Genomic DNA, 25,817 nt, shown 5'->3' with positions numbered 1-25,817 from the left:
ATAACCATTTACTTGTTATGGGCAGCATGCCATCGGCGGTCAGCGGTCGGCGGTCGATGGTCGGCCACAGGCCCTACTCCGCTCTCAATGCCTTAACCGGATTCGTTAATGCCGATTTCAGCGCTTGCGAACTTACCGTGGCCAATGCGATCACTATCGCGATGACGCCTGCCAGTGCGAATACCCACCATGATAATGTCTCGCGGTATTCGAAGTTTTGCAGCCATTTGTGCATGGCATAAGCTGCGATGGGCGTTCCGATGGCAATTGCGATCAGGACTAGCTTGACAAAATCGCGGGAGAGCATTAATACCACATCCTGGATGCTAGCGCCGAGCACTTTCCGTACGCCGATCTCCTTTGTGCGCGCTTCGGCGGCAAATGCCGCGAGTCCGAAAAGGCCGAGGCATGCTATTACGACAGCGAGTATCGCGAATACCAGTAAAATATTGCCCTGCCGCTGCTCTGCCTGATATTGTTTAGCAAAATTCTCATCCAGGAATTGAAATTCAGGAGTCGCTTCCGGGTCGAATCCTTTATAGATACTGCTAATGTAGGCCAGTGCTTCGGACATTTTTGCGGGATTGATGCGAACATAAAGGTTGTCCTGCTCCGAAGGTGGCGCGAGCTGGATCACCAGCGGTTCAATCTTGTGTTGAAGGGAATAAATGTGAAAATCGCTAGTTACGCCTACTATGGTCAGTTCTTTCACATTTCCGTCTTTATCCGCAGGGTAACGCATCTTTTTCCCGATAGGATTGGCCCAGCCTTGCTTTTTCACAAGCGCTTCATTCACGAGCACGGAGCCTGCGAGGTCGGCGGGAGAGTTTTTGACAAAATCGCGGCCATGGAGCAGTTTGATCTCCATGGTTCTCAGGTAATCGGCATCGGCCATAAACCGCTGCGTCATTTGGGTGGTCGACGGGATCTCGCCATTATCTGTTTCTACGAACAATGCCGCAGAACCGATGAAATTACCGCCAATCGGGTTGCTGGCGGCCGCGGCGCTTTCAATTACTGGGTTCTGTTCGAGCTTTTCCTTCAATGCGCCAACCTGGCTGCGCACCTCATTCTTATCGATATGGAAGGTCAGCACCTGGTCTTTGTTGAAACCCAAATCTTTATGGTTGACATAGCGGATCTGCTTATAAACAATGCCTGAGCAGGCGATCATCACAACCGTGGCCGCAAACTGAAACACCACCAGCGATTGCCGGAAACCCGCACCGCCCGACTGGCTACCGAGTTGTCCTTTCAAAGCAACTACTGGCCGGTAGCCCGAAAGCATCAGCGCAGGATACAAGCCACTGAGCAGCCCTATTAACAGCAGGAATGCCGCAGCAATGCCAAGTGTAGCCATATCATTGTTACGGAATTGCAGGCTTAGTGACTTCTCGGCAAGGTCGTTAAAGAACGGCAGCGCGGCTTTGGCAAGCAGAAATCCCATCAATCCTGCCAGAAAAGTCATCATAAACGACTCTGTCAGAAACTGGCCGATCAACTGTAAGCGCTGCGAGCCAATCGCTTTCCGCACACCCACTTCACGCACTCGTTTCAATGAGCGTGCAGTGTAAAGGTTCATATAGTTAATGCAGGCGATGATCAGGATCAGCAGCGCAATGGCCGAGAAAATATAGACTGTATTGATATTGCCATTGGTGCTCATCTCATATTCGAGATTTGAATGCAGGTGAATGGATGTTAGCGGCTGCAATGCCATGTGATAATTGGCATTATCCATTTGTTTTTGCAAATATTTGGCGTAAAAAGACGGGAATTTGGCTTCGAGCTTGCGAGCATCGGTCCCTTCTTTAAGCAGCAGGTAAGTATAAATATCGCCGTCCTGCCACCCGCCGGTGTAATCGGGCGGCAGCGAACGTAACGCGCTGAAATTCAAATGCGAGTTGACAGGCGCATCCTCGATGACACCGGTTACCGTGTTGGGATAGTCGTTGGAGAAAAACACCGTTTGCCCCATTGCTCTGGATGCGTCGCCGAATATCCGGGTCGCGAGGGTCTTGGTCAATACAATCTTCTGTGGTTCGCGCAGCGCGGTGGCCGGGTCGCCGTACAGGAAAGGGTAGGAGAATACCGAAAAAATCGAAGCATCGGTAAAGTAGATATCATGAGCGTCGACCTGCTTTTCTCCAAACCGGATTTTGCCTCCACCCTCCGTGCTGATGCGAACGGTCTTTTCTATTTCGGGATATTCGTTTTGCAATGCCTGTGCAAATGGTGCCGAAGTAGGGGCAAGCCTGAAACTGCCGGTAGCCCATTGTGCCTCCTGCGTCACGCGGAAAACGCGATCGGCTTTGGCGTGGAAGCGGTCGTAGCTGAGTTCGTCGGCCACGTAAAGCACCATTAACCACACGGCTGCGATGCCGATGCCAAGTCCGAAAATGTTCAGGCCGCTGAACAACGGCTGCTTGCGGAAGTTCCGGATGGATATTTTGAGGTAGTTGAATAGCATAAGTCAAGGTTTGTTAGTCAGTGCCAGATAACAAGTAAATTATATGCCAATGCTGTTTCCGGTTGATTATTAGTGGTTTATGCTAAAAAACGTGCGTTAGCCTGTTCACTAGCGGACAATCCTGTTCAGCGGCGCACGCGCGTTCTCGAAAAATTAAGACTTGAAATCAATCCGGGGATGAATGCGCAATGCCATCAAAATCCCTAATTTTGCCAAATTCATGATTTTGATGGATTTAATAGTCTTTTTTCTTTGATTTTTAAACGAATAGAATGAGCCAGGCACCTGCTACCTCTTTGCAAGACATTGTTGGGCACGCGAAGGAATACGGTTTCGTGTTCCCTTCTTCCGAAATATATGATGGATTACAAGCCGTTTACGATTATGGTCAAAACGGTGTTGAGCTGAAAAACAACCTGAAAAGCGCCTGGTGGAAGGCTATGACGCAGCTACACGACAATATCGTGGGCATAGACGCGGCGATTTTCATGCACCCGCTCACCTGGAAAGCATCCGGCCACATCGATGGTTTCAGCGATCCGATGATCGATAACAAGGATTCCAAAAAGCGTTACCGTGCCGATCAGTTGCTCGAAGGCAAAGCTGAGCAATATGAACAAGACGGTCAACCAGAAAAAGCAAAAGCATTATTGGCTGAAATGGGCCGTTTGTTAAGCGCGGAAGATTTGTCTGGCGTTCGCGAGCTTATTATCGCCGAGGATATCAAATGCGGCGTTTCGGGAACCGCTAACTGGACTGACGTCCGCCAGTTCAACCTGATGTTCAGCACGCAGGTAGGTTCAGTAGCCGAAGAAGCCAGCACCATTTACCTGCGTCCTGAAACCGCGCAGGGTATTTTTGTGAACTTTTTGAATGTGCAAAAAAGCGGCCGTATGAAGGTTCCATTCGGTATCGCACAGATCGGCAAAGCTTTCCGGAACGAGATCGTGGCGCGCCAGTTCACATTCCGTATGCGGGAGTTCGAACAAATGGAAATGCAATTCTTTGTGCGCCCCGGTACTGAAATGGAATGGTATGACAAATGGAAAGAGGCCCGTATCAAATTCCACAAGGCGATCGGCCTGCCTGCTGAGAAGTTGAAATTTCATGATCACGAAAAGCTGGCGCATTACGCCAATGCAGCGGTGGATATCGAATTCGAATTCCCATTCGGTTTCCGTGAAATCGAAGGTATTCACTCCCGCACCGATTTCGATTTGCGCAACCACCAGGAACTTTCGAAGAAAAAACAACAGTACTTTGACGCCGAACTTGATGAGAATGGCAAACCTTACGGAAACTACATTCCTTTCGTAGTCGAAACATCCGTTGGGGCCGACCGCCTGTTCCTGGCCGCATTCTGTAACGCTTACACGGTGGAAACCGTAGGCGAAGGTGAGATTGCCAAGGAACGTACTTATCTGAAACTCCACCCGGCACTCGCACCTTTTAAAGTAGCGGTGCTTCCGTTGGTTAAGAAAGATGGCTTGGCAGAAAAAGCGCAGGCGCTGGCCAATTCACTGAAATCGTCATTCCGCACAACTTATGATGATGGCGCGGCGATCGGGAAGCGTTATACCCGTCAGGACCTGATCGGTACACCGTTCTGTATCGCGGTGGATTATCAGACCATGGAAGACGACACCGTAACCATCCGCCATCGTGATTCGATGGAGCAGGAACGCGTCCATATCAGCGAATTGAAAGAAAAAATCGGTTATCAGGTGGCTATTGAGAGAATTCTCGAGGCAATCTGATCGATTTCAATAAATCCTACGAACGGGGCTACTTTTGAAAGGTAGTCCCGTTTTGTTTTTGGCTGCAATCGCAGTTCCGCTGAATAACCGGACTGTCTCTAAAATCATTTTAAGTGCAAATAGTAGGGATTTTTTAGTAATTAGGGGGTTTGACATCTAAATTGCCCCTGAAAATGATCAATCAGCTATACGACACTTCCATGAGCTTATTGACGGATTTGTACCAGCTTACCATGGCCTATGGCTATTGGAAAGCAGGGAAAGCCGAACAAGAAGCCGTTTTCAATCTCTACTTCAGAAAACATCCTTTTCACGGCGGTTTCACTGTGGCGTGTGGCCTTAGCAGTGTAATCGAATATCTGCAGGAATACCGCTTCAGTGAGGAAGATCTGACCTACATCGGCTCGTTGAGCGGAAGCGATGGCAACAAGCTTTTTGACGATGGCTTCATCGATTACCTTCGTAAAATGGAGTTGCAATGCAGCATCGACGCCATTCCGGAAGGTACTATAGTATTTCCAAACGAGCCGCTATTACGTATTCAAGGGCCTATTTTGCAATGTCAGTTGCTGGAAACGCCTTTGCTGAACCTGATTAACTTCCAGTCGCTGGTTGCTACCAAGGCCGCGAGAATGCGCCTTGTTGCAAAAGGGGATGCGCTACTAGAATTCGGGTTACGCCGCGCACAAGGGCCGGACGGTGGAGTAACCGCCAGCCGGGCCGCATATATAGGCGGGTTTGATGCTACTTCCAATGTACTGGCAGGTAAACTATATGGTATACCGGTAAAAGGAACACACGCGCACAGTTGGGTAATGTCTTTTGATTCCGAGCTTGAAGCATTTGAAACCTACGCAAAGTACATGCCCAATAATGTCACTTTGCTGGTGGATACCTACGATTCCCTGAATGGCGTGCGGCACGCGGTGGAAGTAGGGAAGCACTTGCGGGCTACTGGCTACGACCTCGGTGGTATCCGCCTCGATTCCGGTGACCTGGCCTATCTGAGCATTGAAGCGAGGAAAATACTGGACGAAGCAGGTTTCGAAAAAACCAGCATTGTGGCCAGCAACGACCTCGATGAATACATTATGGACAGCTTGAAAGTCCAGGGAGCCAAAATAAATGTATGGGGGATCGGCACAAAACTCGTCACCGCATTTGACCAGCCCGCATTGGGTGGTGTTTTCAAACTCGCCGCGATCCGAACAGATTCGGGCGAGTGGGATTACAAGCTGAAATTGTCGGAGCAGGCGATTAAAGTGTCAACGCCGGGTATCCAGCAGGTCAGAAGGTTCAGGGATTCAAGCGGTTTTGTTTCGGATATGATATTCAATATTGAAACACCGCTGAGAGGAAAGGCGACGATGGTTGATCCGTATGATTTTACCAAGCATAGGTCGTTCGACGAATCGGTGTCATTTGAAGATTTGCTCGTCCCCATTTTCACCGGAGGGCAACTGATCTATGATCGACCTTCAGTTCACGACACGCGGAAGCGTTTGCAAGAGCAACTGGCACATTTTTATAAGGGAATAAAGCGATTTGTAAACCCGCATACCTATCCCGTAGGCCTTGAAAGAGCGTTATTTGATTTAAAAACCAATTTGATTTTCAAACTTCGCGCCGGCAACGAGGCGTGACACCAACGTTATTATGCAAGAATTAACTCATCCCAACAGCGAGATTCTCAAAGATCTCATTACCTACAAAATGCCCTTCGGCAAATACAAAGATCACATCATCGCCGACCTCCCCGTTTCATACCTGGAATGGTTCTACCGCGAAGGCTTTCCATCTGGTAAACTAGGCATGTTGTTGGGTACTATGCTCGAAATCAAGATGAACGGGTTGGAATCCTTGATTCAAGGGTTGAGGAAGCTGGCCTAGTCGATCGCATTATCTATACATCAGTCGCATGTCACGAGGTGTATCTGGTTCATGCAGCCAGTGGGTACCGTCGCAGCAGCAACATCATGACAAACAGAGCTCTGACGATGAGTTTAGCACCTTTGCCAGACGGTTGGGCTATGGGGGAGCGGACTTGGGCCGAAGCCCGCAGCATCTCGTCAGATCGTCCCAGTCCTGATGGCATGCTACCAACCCAGGGCTTGTGCCCTGGGTTGGTAGCATGGGTGATCGGCTTTGGCCAGAGTATATCCGGTTACTACTTTTTCTCCGGCATCAGCACCACTTTGATGAAGTTATCATCATTGAAGTACTTTTGAGCCGCAACTTTGGTGCTTTCCACGGTAACCGATTTCAACAGGCGGTCCTGCTCGAAAATTTCATTAAGATCGTCGCCTAGGAAGGTGTTATCGTCCAGATAATCGAGCCAGAAGCCATTTGTTTTGATGGCCGTCTCGGTTTTGCGTCGGGTTTCTGCCACAAACTTTTCGATATCTTTCAAATCGGCACCATTCTGTTTAATTTTGGCGATTTCTTCCTGAGTTCGTTTAACCAGCTTATCTACATTCTCGGGCGCACAACCAAAGCCGACGGAGAAGCGATAATGGCCAGTCGGGAATTTATCAGTGCCTTCCGAAACACTCACACCGTAAACGCCACTTTCTTCCTCGCGGAGCGATTCGATCAGTTTGATCTGTAAAACCTCCTGTAATGCCTCTATTTGGATATTGTTTTCAGGATTGTAATCGTATTCACCACTGGAAACGAGCGTCACGCGGCTTTTGGGTTCCAGACCTTTGTAAATCACCTTTTCGATCCGGCCTTTTGGCGGGAAGATGTTGGGGTGGCTGAAAGTATCCTCGCGGTCGCTCGATGGGAGGCTCCCCAGGTATTTTTCAATCAGAGGCCTGATGGTTTCCGGCTTGAACGCCCCTACGATAGTGAATACGAAATCAGATGCATCGGAGAAGCGGTTGTTGTAGATTTCGAATGCCCGGTCAAGACTTACTTTGTCGATACTTTCGGGTTTTAGGGGCTGGCGTTTGGGGTTATGACTTGTCAGCACTGCATTCAATGAATCCGAATATACTTTCTCGGGCGTCAGCGTTTTTTGCATGTTTTCCAGGTATGCCTTTTGGTTTGCGAGGATACCCGTCACGACATCGGCGTCCTTGCGCGGCTCAGTGAAGTAGGCATATATCAGTTGCAAAGTGGTTTCGAGGTCCTTGGGATTGGTATTTCCGCCGATGCCCTCGGTGAGCTCGCTTACGTATGGGCCTGCGCTCGCAGTCTTGCCTGCGAGGAATTTTTGCAGTTGGGTTTGGTTATATGGCCCTACACCGCCAGATTGGACTAAGTAGCTGGTGAAAATACCCGTTTCGCGCTCACCCGGAAAAAGTGAATAGCCACCCTTGGCAGTTGCCTTGATCAGAATCTCGTCGTTCTTAAAATCCGTAGGTTTCAACAGGACTTTCACGCCATTAGAAAGGGTGAGTTCGGTTACACCGAGCTTATCCAGTGTTTTTTCTGCCGTGACTTTGCCTGGTGTCGGTTCCGTTTTCAGTAATGGCGCATCCACGACATCATCCACGTAAGCCGTTACATCCTTGCCGGCGTCATTGAGCAGCGAGCGGATCTCAGCTTCGGTAGGCAATGCGTCCTTACTTTTTTCAGGGCCCATAATCACCACCGCCCTGTTTTTATCGGTAATGTATTTTTTTGCCAAACCATTCACTTCTGCCAGCGTTACGCCGTCAAGGTGTTTTTTCACAAACTCAAAATAGGCTTCTGCGCCCATAAAGGGCTTATCGTGGAGAAAATGATCCAAATATTCCGACACATGGACGGCCGACTTTGTCTTATCTCTTTCCTTATAATATTCTTCAATGCTGTTGTAAAAGTCCTTTTTGGCACGGTCAAGCTCAGGCTGGGTGAAGCCAAATTTCTGGACTCTAACATTTTCTTCCAGCAAAGTCGCCAGTGCTGTTTTCATGGAAGCCGCATCTTTGGCAAGCGCCATTGATGTGTAGGAATCTAAATTCCCGAGAAAGTCGCCGTATTCGGTTACACCGTAAAGAAATGGTGGGTTAGCCTTTTGCGTAAGCTCCTGAATGCGCTGGCCCATCATGGCATTGTAGAGTTCCTGCGCAAAATTGTTGCGTACATCCTGCAAGGTCTTTTCCTTGCTGTTAGGCAGTTTGTAAATCAGCTGGATCAGGTTTTGAGGATATTCGGAGTCGGTCACGATTGCCACTTTGGTAGACCCGTCGAGTGGGATATCGTAGTGGGTGCGTTTCTTGGGAGTAATAGGCGGTTTGATGGAGCTGAATTTTTGCGTAATCAAACTTTCCACCTTCGCAACATCAAAATCGCCCACCGCGATGACCGCCATGAGATCGGGACGGTACCAGTCCTCATAAAATGCCTTGATCGTTTCAGGTTTAAAGCTTTTAAGGATGCTGTCTTTCCCGATCGGCAATCGCTCGGCATAACGGGAGTTGTTGAGAATGACTTTTAAAAACTTGTCACGCATTCGTTGCTGCGCCCCGCGCCCCATTCTCGACTCTTCGAGTACCACACCACGCTCTTTTTCAATTTCCGACGGGTCAAGCAAGGCACCGTTCGCCCAGTCTTCCAGTACCTGAATACCTTTTTCCAGCAAGCCGGCCGAATCGGTAGGGATTGGCAACATGTATACTGTCTCATCGAAGCCGGTATACGCATTCAGGTCGGCCCCGAAGCGCACGCCGGTTTTTTGAAGGAAATTGACCAGCTCATTTTTTGGGAAATGCGTCGTTCCGTTGAAATTCATGTGCTCCATGAAGTGTGCCAGACCCTGCTGTGCGTCCGTTTCGAGCACCGAGCCAGCTTTTACTGCGAGCCTAAGTTCAGCCCGGTTTTTGGGCTCTGAATTCTTTTTGATGTAGTAGGTAATTCCGTTTTTTAATTTTCCGGTCTTCACACTGGGATCGAGAGAGACTTTTTGGGAGCTCAGGTTTTGTGCTGACGCCGTAGCGACAACCATGAAACTCCATCCGGCCAAGCATAATGCTATGAACGCCTTTTTCATTTTTCTAATTTTAATTTGATATTATTCAGGAAACGCGAAATATATCGTTAAAGATTGCGATTGCAAAGACTGCGCTGCAAATGTTTTTTAAAAAGAATGCCGGTATCGTAAACGACGAACCGGCGGATTATTTTCTGTAAATGGTGTAACTGTTAGTTATTTAACAGGCTCGCGCAGAATAGTTTTCAGTTTGTCGGGAGATGTCTTCCGGAAGTCGGACAGATATATCTCATGGTGTAAGCCGTTTCGTTGAAGACTGTTGGCCGTAATAAAATCATTGATCTTTACCAGCGTTTCCGGCTCGGTATTAAACGGCCCCAGATGCAGCATCTGAACAACATCCCCTTCTTCCATTTCAAAAAATGACACTTCCCGAATCTTCGCCAGCCCTTTGGCTTCCAAGCTGTTTGCTATCGCCGATTCCACATCTGTCCGGCCTACATAGTCCGGAATGCGGATCAACAGCCGGTATTCCCATTCACTTCGTGGAATTGTTTTGGGTGAATCGGCGATTGAGATGCCACTGTAAAGGTTTTCGTCATACCACCACAGCCCTTCGAGCTTTGCTACGATGAAATCTTTGCCCTTCGCTTTAAATGCAAACTTCAATGCATAGGCAACGGGGTAAAGCGCCTGTATCTTTTGTGCGAAATCCTCACCGGAAGGATCTCCTTTCCCCTGAATGGAAAGATAATGTGCCTTTTCGATGTGGGTTAGTTCCGGTTTTGATTTTGCGTTGTAGTAACTTTTAAACTGTTTGGTAAGATCCACTTTCTCCATGACTAAAACGGTTTCAGGTTAGTAATTACCGCAATAAATGGTCTGCCACTGACAACAGTATGACAGTAACCCTTAAAAATTATTGCGCACCCCGAGCACATTCAGCCGGTTCGAATTGCATGCCTTTTTCGAAATTCAGCTTGGAGCGGTCTTTGAAGATCAGCACGCCCGAAGAGTCGACGACATCACCAAAACCCTCTATCCAACCCGATCCGGATTTCAGAAAAGCAACTTCCCGCACCGATGTGCTACCTTCCGAAGCGAATGTATAGCGGGCGAAAATGGTGTCGGAATGTATTATTCCGGCAATGCTTCCCTGGTTGCGATCCTTTTCATAAAGTGCATACGAGAGCTCGCCGGAGACGGCATTGTCGGCGATTTCAAGGCGCAGGAGTGCCGAGTCTTTTTGCATTTTGTACGCAAAACATTCGACGGCGCCAGTCTTCGCAGCCGTATCTTCTGTTGCGGTATCGGCGGTTTGGCCGTCATCGGGCCCGGATTTACCTGAGCAGGAAAGAAGGGAGGCGATTACGAGCAGAGCGAATGCACTTCGTATTGTCATCATAGTTAGCGGCGGATTGTTTGGTAAATAAGTAAAAGATGCTAGTTTTATGTGAAATCTTCATAAACAGATTGAAAACGGAAATGTAACCGGAGAATTATCCGGACAGGCTTTTAATGCGCGCTGACCACACCTCAAAGGATGTCACCCCGCAAATACGTTCCGATCTATGACTGAATTTAGAATCCCCGGATTGCAGATTGTCGCGGATAGTTCTGTTTTTCGAAAGCATCTTACCAGGACTCCAGCCCATTCGCTGGCTTTACTTGCGGTTCTTGTTTTCCTTGGTTTGGAAAGCTACTACCTGCTTTTCAGGTTCGGCGAGCATATCCAGGACCTGAAGCTTTACCGGAACACCGCGATGAAGATACTTGACGGTGAGGTGCCTTTTCGCGACTTTCGCCTTGAATATCCGATTCTTACGCTGATCCCGATCGTGATTCCGGGTATTTTGAGCAAGCTGGCAGGCGGTTCATTTCAGAGTTATGTTTTTTGGTTTGTTGTGCAAAACCTGACGCTGGGATTGATGATCGCGACGGTTATCGGTAAAATGGATATACAAGGCAAAGCGCTTCCGCGATACTTCATGGCAATGCTCTTCTTCTTGCCCGTTTTCCTCTTTCGTTTCGACCCTTTTCCTGCATTACTAACGATCCTGGCCATTTTTTGTATTTCAAATAAACCATTCTTCTCCGGCATATGGCTAATGGCTTCCGTAGCGGCGAAGCTTTATGCGATTGTATTGGTTCCGGTATTTGTAGTCTACTGCTTATTCAATGGCGGTTGGGGAAAATTGCTGTGGCAATTTGCGGGCTTTATATGTGTTTGTATGGCGATCGTATGCTGTACTAGGTTCGTTGAGATGGATCAGGCTTTCGATTTTATGCATTATCATCTGCTCAGGGGCATCCAGATCGAGAGCCTTGCAGGCGGGATTTTGCTGCTTTTGGAAAGTGCCGGCATTATCGGGCTCGACATTGAACATACTTTCGGCGCCATGCATCTGATCACCCCATTGTCGGCCGACATTTTGAAACTTACGAGCATAGGCACCCCCATTTGCTTTGTAGTGATGACCGCCTATCTGGCGCGGTCCTTTTACACCGCCTCGCAACGCGCTGGGGCGGTACCGCATTCCTGGCTAATCCCCGCGATGGCAGCTCAGATACTGCTGTTTATCCTCCTGAACAAGGTTTTCTCTCCGCAATACATGGTCTGGTTATTGCCGTTAATCCCCTTTTGCAGATTCAAGGCGTTTTTGATTTTTATAATTGCGTTAATGCTCACGGTCATGATATTTCCGGGCCATTATTACAGCCTGGTCTCGAAGCAATTGCCTATGGTTGTCATTCTGAATATACGCAACGCCTTGCTGATCTGGTTATTTATTGAACTGATTAGGGAAGTCAATCCTACGAAGGCCTAGCGGACTGCCGACTCCATCCGGGTTATTTCCAACACTTCGACTGTGAGAAAGCCAAATTCCTCGGTAACCACGCCGCGTATTTTGTAAACACCCTTGACAGACGCATTGACGCTGGTTGCGGCAGACGGAAAATGAACTGTGTCGATAAATTGTCCTTCATAATCCAGAAATGTACCGAATTGCATGGACTCACCTCGGGCTGTCCGGGTATTTTTGAGTGCCACCAGGTAACCATATTGCATCACTTCCTGATTCACATAATTGTGCAAATCGCGCGCCATCACACTTTTAGGTAGCGGATTCTTCAACAAATTAAACGGACTGCACAGCGGAAATCCCAATAATTCGATCTGATCATAGGCGTCGTCCAAAATGGAGGAATGAAATGTCGGCAGTTCGAAGTCTTTGATTTCGGTGTGGAACAATTGCTTTTGCGGTACTTTTACCGGCGTTGTACTCAGCCGGAAGTGTGCCTTCCACAGCAATGTCTTTTTGTCGACTTCTGTAAATCGAAATGCGTCGATCCGGATCAGGATCGTGAGTTGCTCGATCGATATTGGCACCCGGTCCAGAAAATCATTCAGCGAAGTAAATGCCCCATCCTGCCCGCGTGCAACCAATATCCGTTCAATTGTATTGGCTTCCAGGTCATTCAGAAACTGCATTCCGAGGTAAATCTGGTTTCCTTCGATGGTCGCCTGGGCACTGCTATGGTTTACGCAAGGCGCGTGGACAGTGGCACCCAGCATCCGCGCTTCGTGCACATACAGCTCGGACGCGTAAAAGCCGCCACCGTTGTTGAGCACAGCTACCAGAAATTCCAAGGGAAAATACGCTTTCAGAAACAGTGTCTGGTAACTCTCCACGGCGTAGGAGGCAGAATGCCCTTTTGCAAACGCGAATCCGGCAAAGCTGGCAATTTGATTCCAGATTTCCATTGTCATGCTATCATCGTAACCCTTGCTCCGGCAGTTTGTGAAGTATTTTTTTTTGACCCGGTCAAATTCTTCTCGTCCACGGAACTTCCCGCTCATGCCCCTGCGGATCACGTCGGCTTCGCCCAATGTGAGACCGGCAAAGTAATGCGCTACCTTGATCACGTCCTCCTGGTACACCATAATGCCATAGGTCTCCTCCATCAGTTCCAGCAATCGCGGATGTGCTTCGTTCCGTTTTTCGGGATGGCGGTGGCGCAGGATATATTCACGCATCATCCCGCTTTTGGCCACGCCCGGTCGGATGATGGAACTGGCGGCCACCAAACCCAGGTAATTATCCACTTCCAGCTTTTTGAGAAGCATCCGCATTGCCGGTGACTCCACGTAAAAACAGCCAATGCATTGCGCCTGTCGGATCAGGTCATTGATTTTAGAATCCGTTTTGAATTTTTTGACGTCGTTGATGTCGAAATCGGTCGCTTCGGGACGGTTATAGCGAATGATTTCCAGCGTTTCCTTGATCTTCGCCAATCCGCGCTGGCCCAGAATGTCGTATTTGTTTAGTCCCACGTCTTCCGCAATGACCATATCAAATTGCGTGGTCGGAAAACCCTTCGGCGGGACATCGGTAGCCGTAAAGTAATGCATAGGCCGTTCCGAAATCAGAATCCCGCCCGCATGAATGCTCAGGTGGTTCGGCTGGTTATTGGTTTGCAGATAATCGGCATATCTGATTACCAGGCCCGAAAGTTGATCGAGTTTCCGGGGATCGTATTTTCCATTAAGCAAGGCCTCAATTTCATACGGGGGCAAACCAAACACCTTGCCAAGCTCGCGCACGGCGGCGTTGTGCTGGAATGTATTGTACGTAGCCAGCAAGGCAGCCTGCCCGTTTTGACCATAAGTATCGAATATATATTGCGTAACATCCTCGCGATCGCGCCACGAAAAATCGATGTCGAAATCGGGTGGGTTTTTACGGTGCAGGTTAATAAACCGCTCGAAATACAGATCGAGCTCGATCGGGTCGACATTTGTAATATTGAGCAAATAGGCAATAATGCTGTTCGCGCCGCTTCCCCGTCCGACGTAATAATAGTTTTTGCGGCGGGCGTAGCTTACAATATCGTGGTTGACCAGGAAAAACGGTACAAAATTCTGTTGCCGGATCATGTCCAGCTCCTTGGCAATGCGGTCGAAGATCTCGTCAGTAATATTGTCTCCATACCGGTAACCCAGAGCCTGGTAGCTCATCGACCGCAGTTTCTTGAAATCCTCTTCTTCACTTTTAGTAAACACTTTCAGGTTCTGATGCTCGCGTTCATGACCGAAACTGAAATGGATATTGCATTCGTCCATTAGTTTGCGTGTGTTTTCGAGGATTACCCGGAAGTCTTTTTGTTTGAAATGGTATTCCAAAACCTTTGCCTGCAAGATCTGTTCACTTTCACGGCCTGTTTCGTCAGAAGAGAGCTTGCTCAATAAAGTATTGCCGTCAATGGCCCGCAACAGGCGGTGCGCATTGAAATCCTTTTTGTTCCGAAACGTCAACGGCTGCTGAATAACGAGCCTGTCGCGGAACCGGTGCAATGGCGAATAATGCAGTTTATCCAGATCCTGAACGGAAATACCGATATATTCATTGGGCGTGAATTGTTCGCGCCGCTCTTTATTTAGTTTTTCAAATGGATAGATGATTGCGACGTCTTCCATTTCCGGCACACGGTCAGGAAAGGGAATGCCTGCTTGCTTGTGTGCCGACAAGTATGCATTGATCGTCTGAAAACCAGCATTATTTTTCGCCAGCGCCACGAATTGCTGCGTCACGCCATTCCGGAAATCGATACCTACAATGGGTTTGATATCAAACTTCGGCGCCATCCGGATAAAATTCAGGCATCCCGATGTATTATTGATATCCGTCAGCGCGACACAGTCGTACCCATTCTCCCGGCAAAGCGCCAGCAGATCATCCTCCGGAATCGTCCCAAAACGAAGGCTAAAATAAGAGTGACAGTTGAGTAGCATGAGTATTTGAAAAATACGAAACCGGATACTTACTTTTGACGTCACTAACGCGAGTCGGTATGATCTTAAATTTTTCATCCAAGGACGCCGAAAAAATATGGCTTGGAGAGAGGGTCGGAAAAATGCCGTTGGAAATACAACAAGTGGGCAGAAGGAAATTAAGAATGCTTCATAACTCACAAAACCTGGCAGATCTGCGCATTCCTCCGTCAAACCATTTAGCCGGTTGGCGAAGGACACTGGTATTCCTCAGACGCGCATCAGTGAAATTATCAAAGGGCGGAGACGTATCACAGCCGACACAGCATTGCGTTTCAGCAAATATTTCGGGACAACACCCAAATTCTGGCTGGGCTTGCAGGATGATTATGACTTGGAAGAAGAACAGCATTTGATTTTCGAGGAATTGAGTAAAATAAAAACATTGCGGTCTGAGGCTGCGTAAGCTAAGCATTCCGGTGCGCCGGGATAATCGGTGGTTCGCCGTTGAACGGGTTTCCCATAGCGCCGATATCTGAGATTCCCATGGTACTTGCCCAGGTCAGGATCTGATCACCATCCTTGTTATAAGCATATTTGGTTTTAATGTAATCCATCGCCTGATACAGGTTCAGCCGCTCTTCCGTGTCGTCGAACAGGTTGATCTGGTAGTTACCCGTCACGAGGTCGCTGAAACTGATCCCTACAAGCCTGACCATCATCCGCCGGTTATAAAGCTGGTCGAATAGCCGTTCGATATGCGGAATAAGCACGTGGTCAGCCGAGGTATATGCTATTTTCAGCTGTTTTGAAAATGTATTGAAATCGGAATAGCGGATTTTTACCGAGACGCAGGATGTCAGTTTATTGCCCGTCCGCAACTGGAATGCAAGCGTTTCGGCCATTGCTCTCACCATTTCCCGCATTTTGCGCACGTCGCCGGTGTCGCGCCCGAAAGTGCGCTCGCTGGAAATGGACTTGCGCTCGTGGAAAGGGATAATCGGGGAGTCGTCGCGCCCGTTGGCCCGGTTCCAGAGCCCGATGCCATTTTTACCCAAAACCTGTCCCATCACTTCCATCGGCATTTCCTGGATTGTTTTGACATACCGGATGCCGAGGTTGTTTAATGTCCGGTTCATCTTTTCACCTACCATCGGTATTTTCTGCACTTCCATTGGCGCGAGAAAAGGTTTTTCCTGCCCGGCTTCTATTTGCAACTGATTATTGGGTTTGGCCTCCCCCGTCGCGACCTTTGAAACCAGCTTGTTGGTTGAAAGACCAAAGGAAATAGGCAGGCCGGTTTCCCGGATAATGCGCTGACGGAGCTCGCTCGCCATTCCATAGCAATTGTGATACTTGTCCATTCCCGACAAATCCGCATAGAACTCGTCGATGCTTGCTTTCTCGAATACGGGCACATTTTCACTGATAATCTCGCTAACCACCTTGGAATGCTTTGAATATGTTTCCCCGTTCCCTCGGATCACCGTTGCTTCCGGACAAAGCATTTTGGCCATTTTCATAGGCATACCCGAGTGTACGCCAAATTTCCTCGTCTCGTAACTGCAGGCCGCTACAACTCCCCGATCGCCCGTTCCTCCCACCAGAATAGGTTTGTTTTCGAGCTGGCTGTCCAGCTTGCGTTCTACGGATACGAAAAAGGTATCCAGGTCAAAATGTAATATCGCACGGTCCACTGTATTTGGAGTTTTTACAAAATTATGGATTTATTCCAAATATATGGATCATATCCATCTGTTAAAAGGAAATATTCCAAAATTTTTGTAGGTTTGAGATATCAAGGAATGGTCAACCAATAACAAGCACACGAAAATGGCGATTGATGAGGAATACAGGCGTTTTAAGCAAGTCAGGGAAGAGCTTAACCTGACTCAATCGGCGTTTGCGGAGGAATTAGGGATCAGTGCCACTACGGCCGATATCGAGCGCGGCCGCACGCGCATCCCCGGGCAGGTGGTAAAAGAACTGCTCAAAAAGTACCATATCAATCCGCTCTGGCTGTTTGGCGACAGTTCTCAGAAATACCTCTACACCGACCGCGTGTTTGTCAATCCTAAGGTCGTAACGGTCGATCAGGCTGGCAAGGACAATATTGTGCTTGTCAGCGCGAAGGCCGCCGCGGGGTATCCTAACAATATCGGCGATGCCCAATGGTTTGAGAGCCTGCCTGCGTTCACAATTCCGCTTCCGGAATACCGCAACGCCACATTCAGAGGCTTTCAGGTGGATGGCGATAGTATGATGCCCGCGCTGCAATCCGGCGAATGGATTTGGGCCCGCGCAGTGGACGACTGGGATGGTCTAAGCGACAAGAATATGTACGTGATCGTCACGGTCGAAAGTGTGTTGGTCAAGAAACTCAGAAAGGAAAAGGATTCGTCATACGTCAATCTCATTTCGCTCAATCCTGATTACGCGCCCATTCGCGTCGATCGCAACGAAATCCGCGAGGTTTGGCAGGTGAATAGTAAATTGAGTTTCGATCTTGAAGCAGATAAAACGGAAATAAGCTTGCTAAGCCTGCATCAGGAAATGCGGGAGTTGAGGCAGGAGATGAAGAAGCTCGTTAAATAGGGTTGTAATGACTATTGCGGATCAAAAGGATTAAGCAAGCGCAGATTTTCGATAGCAGCGAAATCTACGGTATTGTTTGTAATTAAGGTCATTCCATGAACTATTGCGGTCGCTACGATAATGGCGTCGAGTAATTCCAAGTTGTGTCGTCTCCGCAGCTCCGCAGCTTTTTTCCTGATATCCTTATCGACTTCAAATAAAAGGCATAGGTCTACAAATAGACTAATTAAATCAAAGTCAAAGGGAGTGGCTGTTTTCCAGCCGAATAATTCTATTTCCGTGATTATCGAAAAACAGATTCGAGTACTTTGGGCAATCTCATCCAGCACCTTCTCCGCGTAGGGAGGAAGCTGTTGTTGGAGATAGTAAACGGCAATATTGGTATCCCAGAGATAGGCTTGATTCATTTACCGCGCAGTTCTTTAAACTGACGCTCGATTTCCTCGGGAGATTGTTTCGTCATTTTGCCTTTCAGGAAGCGTATGGCGCTTGTATCCTTAACTTGTAGGCTGCTTTCGTGCAGGCGAATAAGGTGCAGATCTTCGAGGTTCTTTAAAAGATCTAATGCTTTGTCACTGACGATGTCCACTTTAATTGTGTATTGCATAGCGTGATTATTTAACATTTATGAATATCCAAAGTTAATTAATCACTATTGCAATTCAAGCGCAGGTTGTTTTTTACACTTCCTCTGAAGTCAACTGCTTCTCATACAGCTCTTTATAGGCGCCATTCGACGCCATTAACTCCGAATGTGTGCCCTGCTCTACAATGCGGCCTTCGTCGAGGACGACGATCTTGTCGGCTAGCTTGGCAGAGGAAACGCGGTGAGAAATAATCACGGATGTGCGCTGGTCCATGATGCGTTTCATGTTGTTCAGGATGATGTTTTCGGTGTTGGTGTCTACGGCCGAAAGGCAGTCATCGAGGACAAGGATTCTTGGGTCGCGAGCGATGGCACGGGCTATTGAAAGGCGTTGTTTTTGCCCACCGGACAGCGTAATGCCTCGCTCGCCGAGCATAGTTTCAAAGCCTTGGGGGAAATCTTTGATGTTGTTGTAAAGATCGGCGTCCTTCACAGCCTGCTCAATCCTTTCGAAAGGCATATTCTCCGTGCCAAAGCGGACATTGTTCTGAATGCTGTCTGAAAACAGGAACACATCCTGTGGTACATAGCCGATCTGGCGGCGGTAACCGCGGACGTCGTAGTCTCTTAAAGGGATGTCGTCGATCAATATCTGACCTTCGGTTGGATCGTACAGGCGACAGAGCAAATGTGCCAGTGTACTTTTGCCCGACCCGGTTGTGCCGAGGATCGCCACGGATTCGCCAGCTTCCACCGTCAGGTCGAAGTCATGCAATGCTTTAATACCTGAATCGGGATAAACGAATCCGACGTGGCGGAATGCTATTTTTCCTTTTACCGCTTTTTCAAGATTTTTCTCTGAAACGAGCGGTGTTTTTTCATTCAAAAACTCATTAATACGTGTCTGCGACGAGGCCGCACGCTGTATTTGGCTAGTGGTCCATCCCAATGCCATTACCGGCCATGTCAGGATGTTGACATAAAGGATAAACTCGGTAATGTTACCCGGCGTCAACCGGCCACTGATAATTTCCTGGCCGCCTACATAAATGACCAGGATGTTACTCAGGCCGATTAAGAGGAGAATTACGGGATAGAAAAATGAGTCGACTCTGGTAAGACTCAGCGATTTGGTTTTGAAAATTTCCGCTTCCTTCTCAAAGTTGGAAAAAGAACGATCTTCCTGGACAAATGATTTAATAACCCGGATTCCCGAAAATGCTTCCTGTACATAAGTTGAGAGTGCGGAAAGTTGCTTCTGGATCTCCTGCGACCGCTTCATGATCATGCTGTTGACCACATACACGCTGATCGACAATACTGGAAGCGGCAGTAAAACGTAAAATGTAAGTTTTGGACTAACCGAAACCATGTAGGAAATCACCAGAAAGAACAACACGATAAGGTTGATGCCGTACATCAGCGCAGGGCCCACGTAAATGCGGACATTGCTGACGTCTTCCGAAATGCGGGCCATGAGATCGCCGGTGCTGTGGCGACGGAAGAATGCGGCCGGGAGTGTTTGGTAATGCTGGTAAATGTCGTTTTTGAGCTCAAACTCTATGTGCCGCGACATGACGATGATCGTTTGCCGTACCAGGAAAAGAAATATCCCTTTGAGCAGCGCCATCAGCAGGATCAGTAACCCGTAGAGCAGGATGCTGAACGCGAAAATGTCATACATATCGCCTTGCAGCGACGAGCCATTAAAAAGGTAATAAATATCGAGCGTTTCAATTACCAGGTCAAGTGCGTAACGCACCAGCTGAGCCGGGATAATGCCGAAAAGATTGGATATGATCGTAAAAATGATACCCAGGATGAGATACCATTTGTATTTCCACAAATATTTGTTGAGCGACTTTAAAGCTTTCACCAGTTCAAATTTTTGATCAGCCGTGCTGGGGGCTTTCTAGCCAACATCCTATTTTGTTAAAACGTTGCAAAGTTAAAACCTCGCGTCCCAATTTTCCGATTGTGAACAAAATAGTCTAATTTTGCGGTCAATTTCAAAACAACTAATGCGAGGTACAGGCAGAATGGCCTTGCAAAACATGCAGACACGTTCTTTGATTTACTGTACCTTTTATCCAAATAGTATTCCGGCTTATGCTGAATAGAAGATTACTAAGAACCAAGGCGGTTCAGGCACTTTATGCACGGCAACTTACAGCCGATGCGAACCGTTTACTGGCACTCGACCGTATTGATGAAGCCTTTGCCCCCGACCTTAACTCAATGGAGTTCCAGGACAAGAAAAAGCTCTCAGGAATGAAGCAGTTGGCCAGCATGACGCTCGACGAGCTTATCAAGAATGGCAAGCCCAATGACGACGAGGAGATTCCTGCGAAAGTATTGAAAGTGGCACAAAGCGCTTTTGAGGCATACAGTCGGCAAACTAATTCGGATGGAGAAAAACTCGTAAGAAGGGTTTTGAACGAGACGGAAACGATTTACGTCGATTTTATCAGGGTTCTCTCGATACTGATCGAACTAGCGCACCAGGCTAAAATCGACCGCGAACGCAGGTACGAAGATCCCGAGGCACCATTCCCCAAAGATTCGGGACTGGATTCCAATCGGGTGATCAATGTGTTGCAGGAAGATAAGCCGCTGGCAGAAGAAATAATCCGCAGCGGCATCAACTGGTCCGATGAAATGAACCTGATCCGGAAGATTTACCGGGATGCATTGCGGAAGGACGAAACTTACGAAGCTTACTGTAAATCGGCTTCCCACACGCCGGAGGAGGACCAGGAGCTGGTTCAACACGTGCTGCGGCAGGTTATCCTCAAACACGAGATTTCAGTTGAGTACCTCGAGCAACGCGATCTTTACTGGGTCGATCACGCGGAATTGATCCGCAGCCTTGCGATCAAGACATTGCGTACGGCCGATCTTGCTCATACATTCCAGCTCGCGCCGCTTACCAAGGATTGGGAAGAGGACAGGGCTTTTGTGGAGGAATTGTGTAAAATCGTGGTAAGGGAAAGCGATCAGTACGATGTTTATCTTGAAGATCAACTTAAAAACTGGGAGCTCGAAAGGGTCGCATTGGTGGACCTCATTATCCTCAAAACAGCACTTGCCGAGTTGATCCATTTTCCAGGTATTCCCGTGAAAGTCACCATAAATGAGTTTATCGAGATTGCAAAAAGGTACAGTACACCAAAAAGTGGTAAGTTTGTGAATGGCGTCCTCGACGTGCTTTCAGTGAAACTTGCCAAGGAAGGCGTGATCAGAAAAAGCGGGCGCGGATTGATTGATAATAAGTAAAAGCTGCCGAAATTGGGGCCGGGTATAATGGAACAATTTTTTGAGGCCATTAGAAATAAATAAGCTAGCACCCGTTTTGCAGCTAAAAACTACCAGAAATCATGAGTAAAACCAGTAATACTTTAATCGCATTCCTGACGGGCTGTGCTACCGGTGCAGCATTGGGTATCCTTTACGCTCCCGACAAAGGAGAGGTGCTTCGTACCCAGCTTACCTACAGACTGTCTAAGTACCGGGAAAAACTACAAGAAGTTGTTCAGGACCTGGTCGACAAAAAAGGCCAGCCAGATAGTCTTGCCAGAACAGAAGGCGAGCGTGTCGTGAACGATGCACGTGAAAAAGCTGAGAAGCTTCTGGAAGATGTAGACCGCCTTATGGCGCAGATCAAAGGGCAGGCGAGCTGATGATCTGTATGAAAAGAATAGCCCTTTTTGTGTTTCTGGGATTGGCGGCAGCCATTTCCGGATGCTCCAAAAATGAGAAGAAAGGCGAGGAAAAACAGGCAAGTTCAAAACTGCCTGTTTTTGCTTTGATCGATAGCTCCGCCTATGACTTCGGAACGATTCAGGAAGGTGCCATTGTGGAACACGAGTTCAAATTCCGTAATGGAGGCGAATATCCGCTGATTCTCAATAATATCAGTTCTTCCTGCGGATGCACTACGCCCGAATGGCCGAAGGATCCGATAGGGCCAAACCAGACGTCTAGTGTCAAGGTTCGTTTCGATAGCAAGCACAAGGCTGGCCCGCAGGTTAAAACGATTACTGTTTACGCCAATACCGAGCCTGCTTATATTGAATTGAGGCTGAAGGGAATCGTAAATGCGCCCCCTCAAGAGGCCGTAGCAGATTCGACAACTGCCAAGTAGTAGCCGTTCTTACACGAGACTTCATAAAACATTTATACAACCCATCTACTACAATGAATTTTTCTATTTTAGCACAAGCAGCCGGCGGCTCCCAGGGAATGATCTATCAGGTTGTAATGTGGGTCGGAATCATCGGGGTATTTTATTTTTTCATGATCCGTCCGCAGCAGAAGAAGCAAAAGGAACAGAAAGAATTGCTTACAAACCTCAAAAAAGGCGATCAGGTCGTAACTATTGGTGGAATCCATGCGCGGATCTACACTGTGGAGGAAGCGACGGTGACTCTTGAATTAGATAAAGGGGTTAAGTTAACTGTTGATAAATCGGCGATTTCCCGCACCATCGCCGGGTAATAATTGTGAACGCATGCATTCACTGCAATGCATGCAATTTCAAAATTTTTGTGAGCCAAGTCCCACCCAACCCGAGCAGGATCAAAACGTTCATAGGATGCTTGCTTGCAGCATCCTTTTTTTGGTTAATGAATGTCCTCAACAAGGACAATTATTCCCTTAAACTGAATTATCCGCTTTTGATCGAATATGATAATGCCGCATACGTGCCTATGCAACCGCTTCCCAAACGGATCTCGGTGAATGTAAGCGGAGATGGCTGGACGTTGCTGCAAAAGTCATGGCTGAACTTCAACGCAAACCCAGTAGTGTACCGCGTACAGAACCCGACTGTGGCCAGTTTCATTAACTCCACCACACTCACGGACCAGATCACGGAAATGTTTCCGAACCTGCACGTCAATTATGTGGTGGCGGATACTTTCGAGCTTAATTTTGAGCCAAAGATCAGAAAGATCATACCGATCCGGGTGGACAGCACAGGCATTGATATTCGCGAAGGTTATGTGATTTCAAGTTTCATCAACGTTTCTCCATCATTGATTTCGGTGGATGGCCCGGTTTCGCAGATCAAATCATATCCGGACACGATCAAGGTCCGCGTACCTACGCCGAAAATTCAGAACAATTACGATGAAAGCCTGCCTATTCCATTGCCGGTTTCGCCATTAGTGGAAGTAAGCCACAGGGATGTTTATGTGAGTTTTGAAGTAGCACAGTTCCTAAGCGCGCCACCACAGGAACAGCCCGCGCCCGAAAATCAATGAAACTTCCACTTCTAATAGGTGTCACCGGCGGAATTGGTTCTGGCAAAAGCATGGTTTGCAGGTTGTTTGAATGCTTGGAAATCCCTGTTTATTATGCAGATAGCCGTGCTAAGTGGCTTACGAACCATGATCCCGGAATCCGTGAGAAAGTAGTTGCATTACTCGGGCCGGAGGCGTATGATAAGGGAGGTCTTTACAATACGAAATTGGTGGCTTCCAAGGTTTTCGGGAACGAACCTTTGCTTAAAGGGCTGAATGAGATTATCCACCCTGTCGTTCTTCGGGATACAAAAGAATGGGTTACCCGGCATGCGGGAACTCCCTATGTAGTGAAAGAGGCCGCCATTATGGCTAAGGCCGGGCAAGCTAACGCGACGGACTATGTGGTAGTCGTGGAGGCGCCGGTTGAACTGCGCATTCAAAGAATATTGCGAAGAGATAACCGTACTCAACAGGAAATCCGTGCAATTATCGAGCGGCAGGTTTCAGACGATTCCCGGCGGGAAATAGCCGATTACATCGTCAATAATGATGACACTTCGGCATTGATCCCGCAAGTCCTGCATTTGCATGAAATCTTTTTGAAAGGAAAATCTGCACTTCTTTAAAAATCCACATCCAGCCCCAAAGCCTGTTTCAATTCCAGCAAATAGGGGTTTTTCTCAGCCATATAATTGAATTTCTCCGCCGGAGTGTAAGGCAATCTGTTCACTTCCTGCGGTGCGACACGGGGATTAATTTCTAGTTTTGGTGCATCCAGATGACCTTTTAGGAACCCCAGCAATTCATATCTTACATTCGCTACTGCATCCAATTGGTGATCGTTGTCCAGTGCGATTTCGATCGTCGTTCCATTGAGCTGAAACTCCCGGTTAAGGGTGATTTGCTCGGTCGTGGAATTCCCCGCTTGCAAACGCTTTTGTGAGAATTCGTACCAAAGCCGTTGCAGATTTGTTAGCGTCAACTCTTCTTTTTTTATCCCATTTGGTACAGTAGCATAAGTTGCTGATGGCTCGGCGATGGCCTGCTTGGTAACCTGAGGAGCGAGAGCCTGCGTGGGCGCGAGCGAAACAGTGCTTTTGAGCCGCGAAGAAGTAGACTGTTGAGTTGTCACCTGTTGAGGTGCTGTCTCCTGAGGTGCTACCTGTTGAGGAGACGACAGCTGAGGTGCGACTGGCTGTGCAGACGTATGGCTACTTCCATTTGATGATTGGCCGTTGACAGATGCAGCAGGCTGCGGCGCAGGTGGACCATTTACGGATTGTTGTGGCTCAACTTTTTTTTTTGCCGTTTCATCAACGGCAGCAAGAGTGTGAAGTTGAAGGACCTGGGGTAAATTGGCAAGTTTCATGAGACAGAGCTCCACATGCAACCGCTGGTTTTTCGCCGATTTGTAATTGATATCACACTGACCGGCAATGCTCAGCGCTGAAAGGAGGAAACTCATATCTGCCATCAGCGACTGTTCCAGATACTTTCGTTCGGCGGATTCAGAAACCTGTAATAAGGTGACCGTCGCAGGATCTTTGCAAACGAGCAGATTCCTGAAATGTTCCAGCAGCCCCACTACAAACAGGTGACCGTCAAAACCTTTCCGTAATATTTCATCAAATAGCACCAGCGAACGCGCAATGCTGCCCGCGGTAAGCGCATCGGTGATTTTGAAATAATAATCGTAGTCGAGGATATGCAAATTTTCCAACACCGCCGCATAGGTGAGGCGATTATCGGTGGAGAAAGTGACATTCAAATCAAACATGGAAAGCGCATCCCGTAAACCGCCGTCGGCCTTCTGTCCTATCAGTTCCAGGGCTTCGTGTTCGGCATTGATACCTTCTTTTTTAGCAATATATAAAAGGTGATGCGCGATATCCTTGGACTGAATGCGGTTGAAGTCAAAAATTTGGCAACGTGAAAGGATCGTCGGTAAGATTTTGTGTTTCTCCGTTGTAGCGAGTATGAAAATCGCATAGGAGGGCGGTTCTTCCAATGTTTTCAGGAATGCATTGAATGCAGCCTGCGAGAGCATGTGAACCTCGTCGATGATATAGATCTTGTACTTCCCGGTCTGCGGCGGATAGCGCACCTGGTCGATCAGGTTGCGGATATCTTCCACGGAGTTGTTGGAAGCAGCGTCGAGCTCGTGAATATTGAAGGAAGCGTTGTTTTGGAAGCTTACACAGGACTCACATTCACCACATGCCTCCACATCATCGCCTAGATTTTGGCAATTGATAGTTTTGGCCAAAATCCGCGCGCAGGTTGTTTTACCTACACCGCGTGGACCACAGAAAAGGAAAGCTTGTGCAAGATGATTGGTGCGAATGGCATTCTTTAAAGTGGTAGTGATGTGCGATTGGCCTACCACCGAATCAAAGGTGACAGGACGATACTTCCTGGCCGAAACAACGAAATGATCCATGGTGCAAGATACTTCCGTGCACTGGATTTTCA

At 48.0% G+C, this 25,817-nt stretch carries 21 protein-coding genes and 2 pseudogenes; 13 read left to right on the top strand and 10 right to left on the bottom strand.

Annotation, left to right across the window (positions count from 1 at the left end; genetic code table 11):
- Positions 1–73 precede the first annotated feature (73 nt).
- Positions 74–2,470, bottom strand: coding sequence for an ABC transporter permease (locus tag LZD49_RS22625; RefSeq protein ID WP_234669944.1), 2,397 nt, complete (start codon positions 2,468–2,470; stop codon positions 74–76).
- 272 nt (positions 2,471–2,742) lie between these two features.
- Between LZD49_RS22625 and LZD49_RS22620 the strand changes: the two genes are divergently transcribed.
- The 3 genes from LZD49_RS22620 to LZD49_RS22610 all read left to right on the top strand — a co-directional run bounded on the left by LZD49_RS22620 (position 2,743) and on the right by LZD49_RS22610 (position 6,117).
- Entirely contained in the window at positions 2,743–4,227 is a 1,485-nt protein-coding gene (locus LZD49_RS22620) for a glycine--tRNA ligase (protein ID WP_234669943.1), read from the top strand.
- A gap of 173 nt (positions 4,228–4,400) precedes the next feature.
- Positions 4,401–5,870 carry a nicotinate phosphoribosyltransferase gene (locus LZD49_RS22615; protein ID WP_234669942.1) on the top strand — a complete coding sequence of 490 codons (1,470 nt, stop codon included), beginning with the start codon at positions 4,401–4,403 and terminating at the stop codon, positions 5,868–5,870.
- A gap of 13 nt (positions 5,871–5,883) precedes the next feature.
- Complete coding sequence (locus LZD49_RS22610) at positions 5,884–6,117, top strand: DUF3820 family protein (RefSeq protein WP_234669941.1); 234 nt, start codon at positions 5,884–5,886, stop codon at positions 6,115–6,117.
- A gap of 277 nt (positions 6,118–6,394) precedes the next feature.
- On the opposite strand, the gene LZD49_RS22605 is transcribed toward LZD49_RS22610, so the two are convergent.
- The 3 genes from LZD49_RS22605 to LZD49_RS22595 all read right to left on the bottom strand — a co-directional run bounded on the left by LZD49_RS22605 (position 6,395) and on the right by LZD49_RS22595 (position 10,550).
- Positions 6,395–9,205 carry a pitrilysin family protein gene (locus tag LZD49_RS22605; protein WP_234669940.1) on the bottom strand — a complete coding sequence of 937 codons (2,811 nt, stop codon included), beginning with the start codon at positions 9,203–9,205 and terminating at the stop codon, positions 6,395–6,397.
- Between the two features lie 156 nt (positions 9,206–9,361).
- Positions 9,362–9,985: a GyrI-like domain-containing protein gene (locus LZD49_RS22600; RefSeq protein WP_234669939.1), complete on the bottom strand. Its 624-nt coding sequence runs from the start codon at positions 9,983–9,985 to the stop codon at positions 9,362–9,364.
- A gap of 79 nt (positions 9,986–10,064) precedes the next feature.
- Positions 10,065–10,550, bottom strand: a complete 486-nt coding sequence (locus LZD49_RS22595; RefSeq protein ID WP_234669938.1) for a hypothetical protein — start codon at positions 10,548–10,550, stop codon at positions 10,065–10,067.
- 166 nt (positions 10,551–10,716) lie between these two features.
- On the opposite strand from LZD49_RS22595, the gene LZD49_RS22590 reads away from it, so the two are divergent.
- Positions 10,717–11,973, top strand: coding sequence for a hypothetical protein (locus LZD49_RS22590; RefSeq protein WP_234669937.1), 1,257 nt, complete (start codon positions 10,717–10,719; stop codon positions 11,971–11,973).
- Here LZD49_RS22590 and LZD49_RS22585 read toward each other — a convergent pair.
- On the bottom strand, positions 11,970–14,939 hold the full coding sequence (locus LZD49_RS22585; protein WP_234669936.1) for a DNA polymerase III subunit alpha: 2,970 nt from the start codon (positions 14,937–14,939) through the stop codon (positions 11,970–11,972). The genes LZD49_RS22590 and LZD49_RS22585 overlap by 4 nt on opposite strands.
- Positions 14,940–14,998: 59 nt before the next feature.
- Between LZD49_RS22585 and LZD49_RS22580 the strand changes: the two are divergent.
- Positions 14,999–15,160 (top strand): annotated as a pseudogene (locus LZD49_RS22580) (type II toxin-antitoxin system RelE/ParE family toxin); the annotation flags it as partial.
- Between the two features lie 2 nt (positions 15,161–15,162).
- Positions 15,163–15,384, top strand: a pseudogene (locus tag LZD49_RS22575) (HigA family addiction module antitoxin); the annotation flags it as partial.
- Position 15,385: 1 nt separating this feature from the next.
- Here the strand turns inward: LZD49_RS22575 and dinB are convergent.
- Positions 15,386–16,615 carry a DNA polymerase IV gene (gene dinB, locus LZD49_RS22570; protein ID WP_234669935.1) on the bottom strand — a complete coding sequence of 410 codons (1,230 nt, stop codon included), beginning with the start codon at positions 16,613–16,615 and terminating at the stop codon, positions 15,386–15,388.
- 136 nt (positions 16,616–16,751) lie between these two features.
- Here dinB and LZD49_RS22565 point away from each other — a divergent pair, with 136 nt between their 5' ends.
- Positions 16,752–17,513, top strand: a complete 762-nt coding sequence (locus LZD49_RS22565; RefSeq protein WP_234669934.1) for a LexA family transcriptional regulator — start codon at positions 16,752–16,754, stop codon at positions 17,511–17,513.
- Positions 17,514–17,524: 11 nt separating this feature from the next.
- On the opposite strand, the gene LZD49_RS22560 is transcribed toward LZD49_RS22565, so the two are convergent.
- The 3 genes from LZD49_RS22560 to LZD49_RS22550 all read right to left on the bottom strand — a co-directional run bounded on the left by LZD49_RS22560 (position 17,525) and on the right by LZD49_RS22550 (position 19,975).
- Positions 17,525–17,920 carry a type II toxin-antitoxin system VapC family toxin gene (locus tag LZD49_RS22560; RefSeq protein ID WP_234669933.1) on the bottom strand — a complete coding sequence of 132 codons (396 nt, stop codon included), beginning with the start codon at positions 17,918–17,920 and terminating at the stop codon, positions 17,525–17,527.
- Positions 17,917–18,120, bottom strand: a complete 204-nt coding sequence (locus LZD49_RS22555) for a hypothetical protein (protein WP_234669932.1) — start codon at positions 18,118–18,120, stop codon at positions 17,917–17,919. Before LZD49_RS22555 ends, LZD49_RS22560 begins: the two co-directional genes overlap by 4 nt.
- A gap of 73 nt (positions 18,121–18,193) precedes the next feature.
- Positions 18,194–19,975 carry an ABC transporter ATP-binding protein gene (locus tag LZD49_RS22550; protein ID WP_234669931.1) on the bottom strand — a complete coding sequence of 594 codons (1,782 nt, stop codon included), beginning with the start codon at positions 19,973–19,975 and terminating at the stop codon, positions 18,194–18,196.
- Between the two features lie 233 nt (positions 19,976–20,208).
- On the opposite strand from LZD49_RS22550, the gene nusB reads away from it, so the two are divergent.
- The 6 genes from nusB (at position 20,209) to coaE (ending at position 23,971) form a co-directional block, all read left to right on the top strand.
- Positions 20,209–21,375 carry a transcription antitermination factor NusB gene (gene nusB / locus LZD49_RS22545; RefSeq protein ID WP_234669930.1) on the top strand — a complete coding sequence of 389 codons (1,167 nt, stop codon included), beginning with the start codon at positions 20,209–20,211 and terminating at the stop codon, positions 21,373–21,375.
- Between the two features lie 101 nt (positions 21,376–21,476).
- Positions 21,477–21,779 carry a YtxH domain-containing protein gene (locus LZD49_RS22540; protein WP_234669929.1) on the top strand — a complete coding sequence of 101 codons (303 nt, stop codon included), beginning with the start codon at positions 21,477–21,479 and terminating at the stop codon, positions 21,777–21,779.
- An 8-nt stretch (positions 21,780–21,787) separates the two neighbouring features.
- The gene (locus LZD49_RS22535) at positions 21,788–22,243 is read left to right on the top strand and encodes a DUF1573 domain-containing protein (protein WP_234669928.1); all 456 of its coding nucleotides are present in this window, start codon (positions 21,788–21,790) and stop codon (positions 22,241–22,243) included.
- Positions 22,244–22,296: 53 nt separating this feature from the next.
- Positions 22,297–22,596, top strand: a complete 300-nt coding sequence (gene yajC, locus LZD49_RS22530) for a preprotein translocase subunit YajC (RefSeq protein WP_234669927.1) — start codon at positions 22,297–22,299, stop codon at positions 22,594–22,596.
- Positions 22,597–22,724: 128 nt separating this feature from the next.
- Complete coding sequence (locus LZD49_RS22525) at positions 22,725–23,363, top strand: hypothetical protein (protein ID WP_234669926.1); 639 nt, start codon at positions 22,725–22,727, stop codon at positions 23,361–23,363.
- Positions 23,360–23,971, top strand: coding sequence for a dephospho-CoA kinase (gene coaE, locus LZD49_RS22520; protein ID WP_234669925.1), 612 nt, complete (start codon positions 23,360–23,362; stop codon positions 23,969–23,971). Before LZD49_RS22525 ends, coaE begins: the two co-directional genes overlap by 4 nt.
- Here coaE and LZD49_RS22515 read toward each other — a convergent pair.
- Positions 23,968–25,785, bottom strand: a complete 1,818-nt coding sequence (locus LZD49_RS22515) for a DNA polymerase III subunit gamma/tau (protein ID WP_234669924.1) — start codon at positions 25,783–25,785, stop codon at positions 23,968–23,970. The genes coaE and LZD49_RS22515 overlap by 4 nt on opposite strands.
- Between the last annotated feature and the right edge of the window lie 32 nt (positions 25,786–25,817).

Source organism: Dyadobacter sp. CY261 (assembly GCF_021440085.1).
Taxonomy (GTDB): domain Bacteria; phylum Bacteroidota; class Bacteroidia; order Cytophagales; family Spirosomataceae; genus Dyadobacter.
The sequence above is the reverse complement of the archived record's forward strand: the minus strand, read 5'-3'. Positions and strand labels throughout refer to the sequence as shown.

What these genes read in the sequence shown, in the direction of transcription:
- LZD49_RS22625 (WP_234669944.1), bottom strand. Translation starts at nt 2,470, where the DNA reads ATGCTATTCAACTACCTCAAAATATCCATCCGGAACTTCCGCAAGCAG.
- LZD49_RS22620 (WP_234669943.1), top strand. Translation starts at nt 2,743, where the DNA reads ATGAGCCAGGCACCTGCTACCTCTTTGCAAGACATTGTTGGGCACGCG.
- LZD49_RS22615 (WP_234669942.1), top strand. Translation starts at nt 4,401, where the DNA reads ATGATCAATCAGCTATACGACACTTCCATGAGCTTATTGACGGATTTG.
- LZD49_RS22610 (WP_234669941.1), top strand. Translation starts at nt 5,884, where the DNA reads ATGCAAGAATTAACTCATCCCAACAGCGAGATTCTCAAAGATCTCATT.
- LZD49_RS22605 (WP_234669940.1), bottom strand. Translation starts at nt 9,205, where the DNA reads ATGAAAAAGGCGTTCATAGCATTATGCTTGGCCGGATGGAGTTTCATG.
- LZD49_RS22600 (WP_234669939.1), bottom strand. Translation starts at nt 9,985, where the DNA reads ATGGAGAAAGTGGATCTTACCAAACAGTTTAAAAGTTACTACAACGCA.
- LZD49_RS22595 (WP_234669938.1), bottom strand. Translation starts at nt 10,550, where the DNA reads ATGATGACAATACGAAGTGCATTCGCTCTGCTCGTAATCGCCTCCCTT.
- LZD49_RS22590 (WP_234669937.1), top strand. Translation starts at nt 10,717, where the DNA reads ATGACTGAATTTAGAATCCCCGGATTGCAGATTGTCGCGGATAGTTCT.
- LZD49_RS22585 (WP_234669936.1), bottom strand. Translation starts at nt 14,939, where the DNA reads ATGCTACTCAACTGTCACTCTTATTTTAGCCTTCGTTTTGGGACGATT.
- LZD49_RS22565 (WP_234669934.1), top strand. Translation starts at nt 16,752, where the DNA reads ATGGCGATTGATGAGGAATACAGGCGTTTTAAGCAAGTCAGGGAAGAG.
- LZD49_RS22560 (WP_234669933.1), bottom strand. Translation starts at nt 17,920, where the DNA reads ATGAATCAAGCCTATCTCTGGGATACCAATATTGCCGTTTACTATCTC.
- LZD49_RS22555 (WP_234669932.1), bottom strand. Translation starts at nt 18,120, where the DNA reads ATGCAATACACAATTAAAGTGGACATCGTCAGTGACAAAGCATTAGAT.
- nusB (WP_234669930.1), top strand. Translation starts at nt 20,209, where the DNA reads ATGCTGAATAGAAGATTACTAAGAACCAAGGCGGTTCAGGCACTTTAT.
- LZD49_RS22540 (WP_234669929.1), top strand. Translation starts at nt 21,477, where the DNA reads ATGAGTAAAACCAGTAATACTTTAATCGCATTCCTGACGGGCTGTGCT.
- LZD49_RS22535 (WP_234669928.1), top strand. Translation starts at nt 21,788, where the DNA reads ATGAAAAGAATAGCCCTTTTTGTGTTTCTGGGATTGGCGGCAGCCATT.
- yajC (WP_234669927.1), top strand. Translation starts at nt 22,297, where the DNA reads ATGAATTTTTCTATTTTAGCACAAGCAGCCGGCGGCTCCCAGGGAATG.
- LZD49_RS22525 (WP_234669926.1), top strand. Translation starts at nt 22,725, where the DNA reads ATGAATGTCCTCAACAAGGACAATTATTCCCTTAAACTGAATTATCCG.
- coaE (WP_234669925.1), top strand. Translation starts at nt 23,360, where the DNA reads ATGAAACTTCCACTTCTAATAGGTGTCACCGGCGGAATTGGTTCTGGC.
- LZD49_RS22515 (WP_234669924.1), bottom strand. Translation starts at nt 25,785, where the DNA reads ATGGATCATTTCGTTGTTTCGGCCAGGAAGTATCGTCCTGTCACCTTT.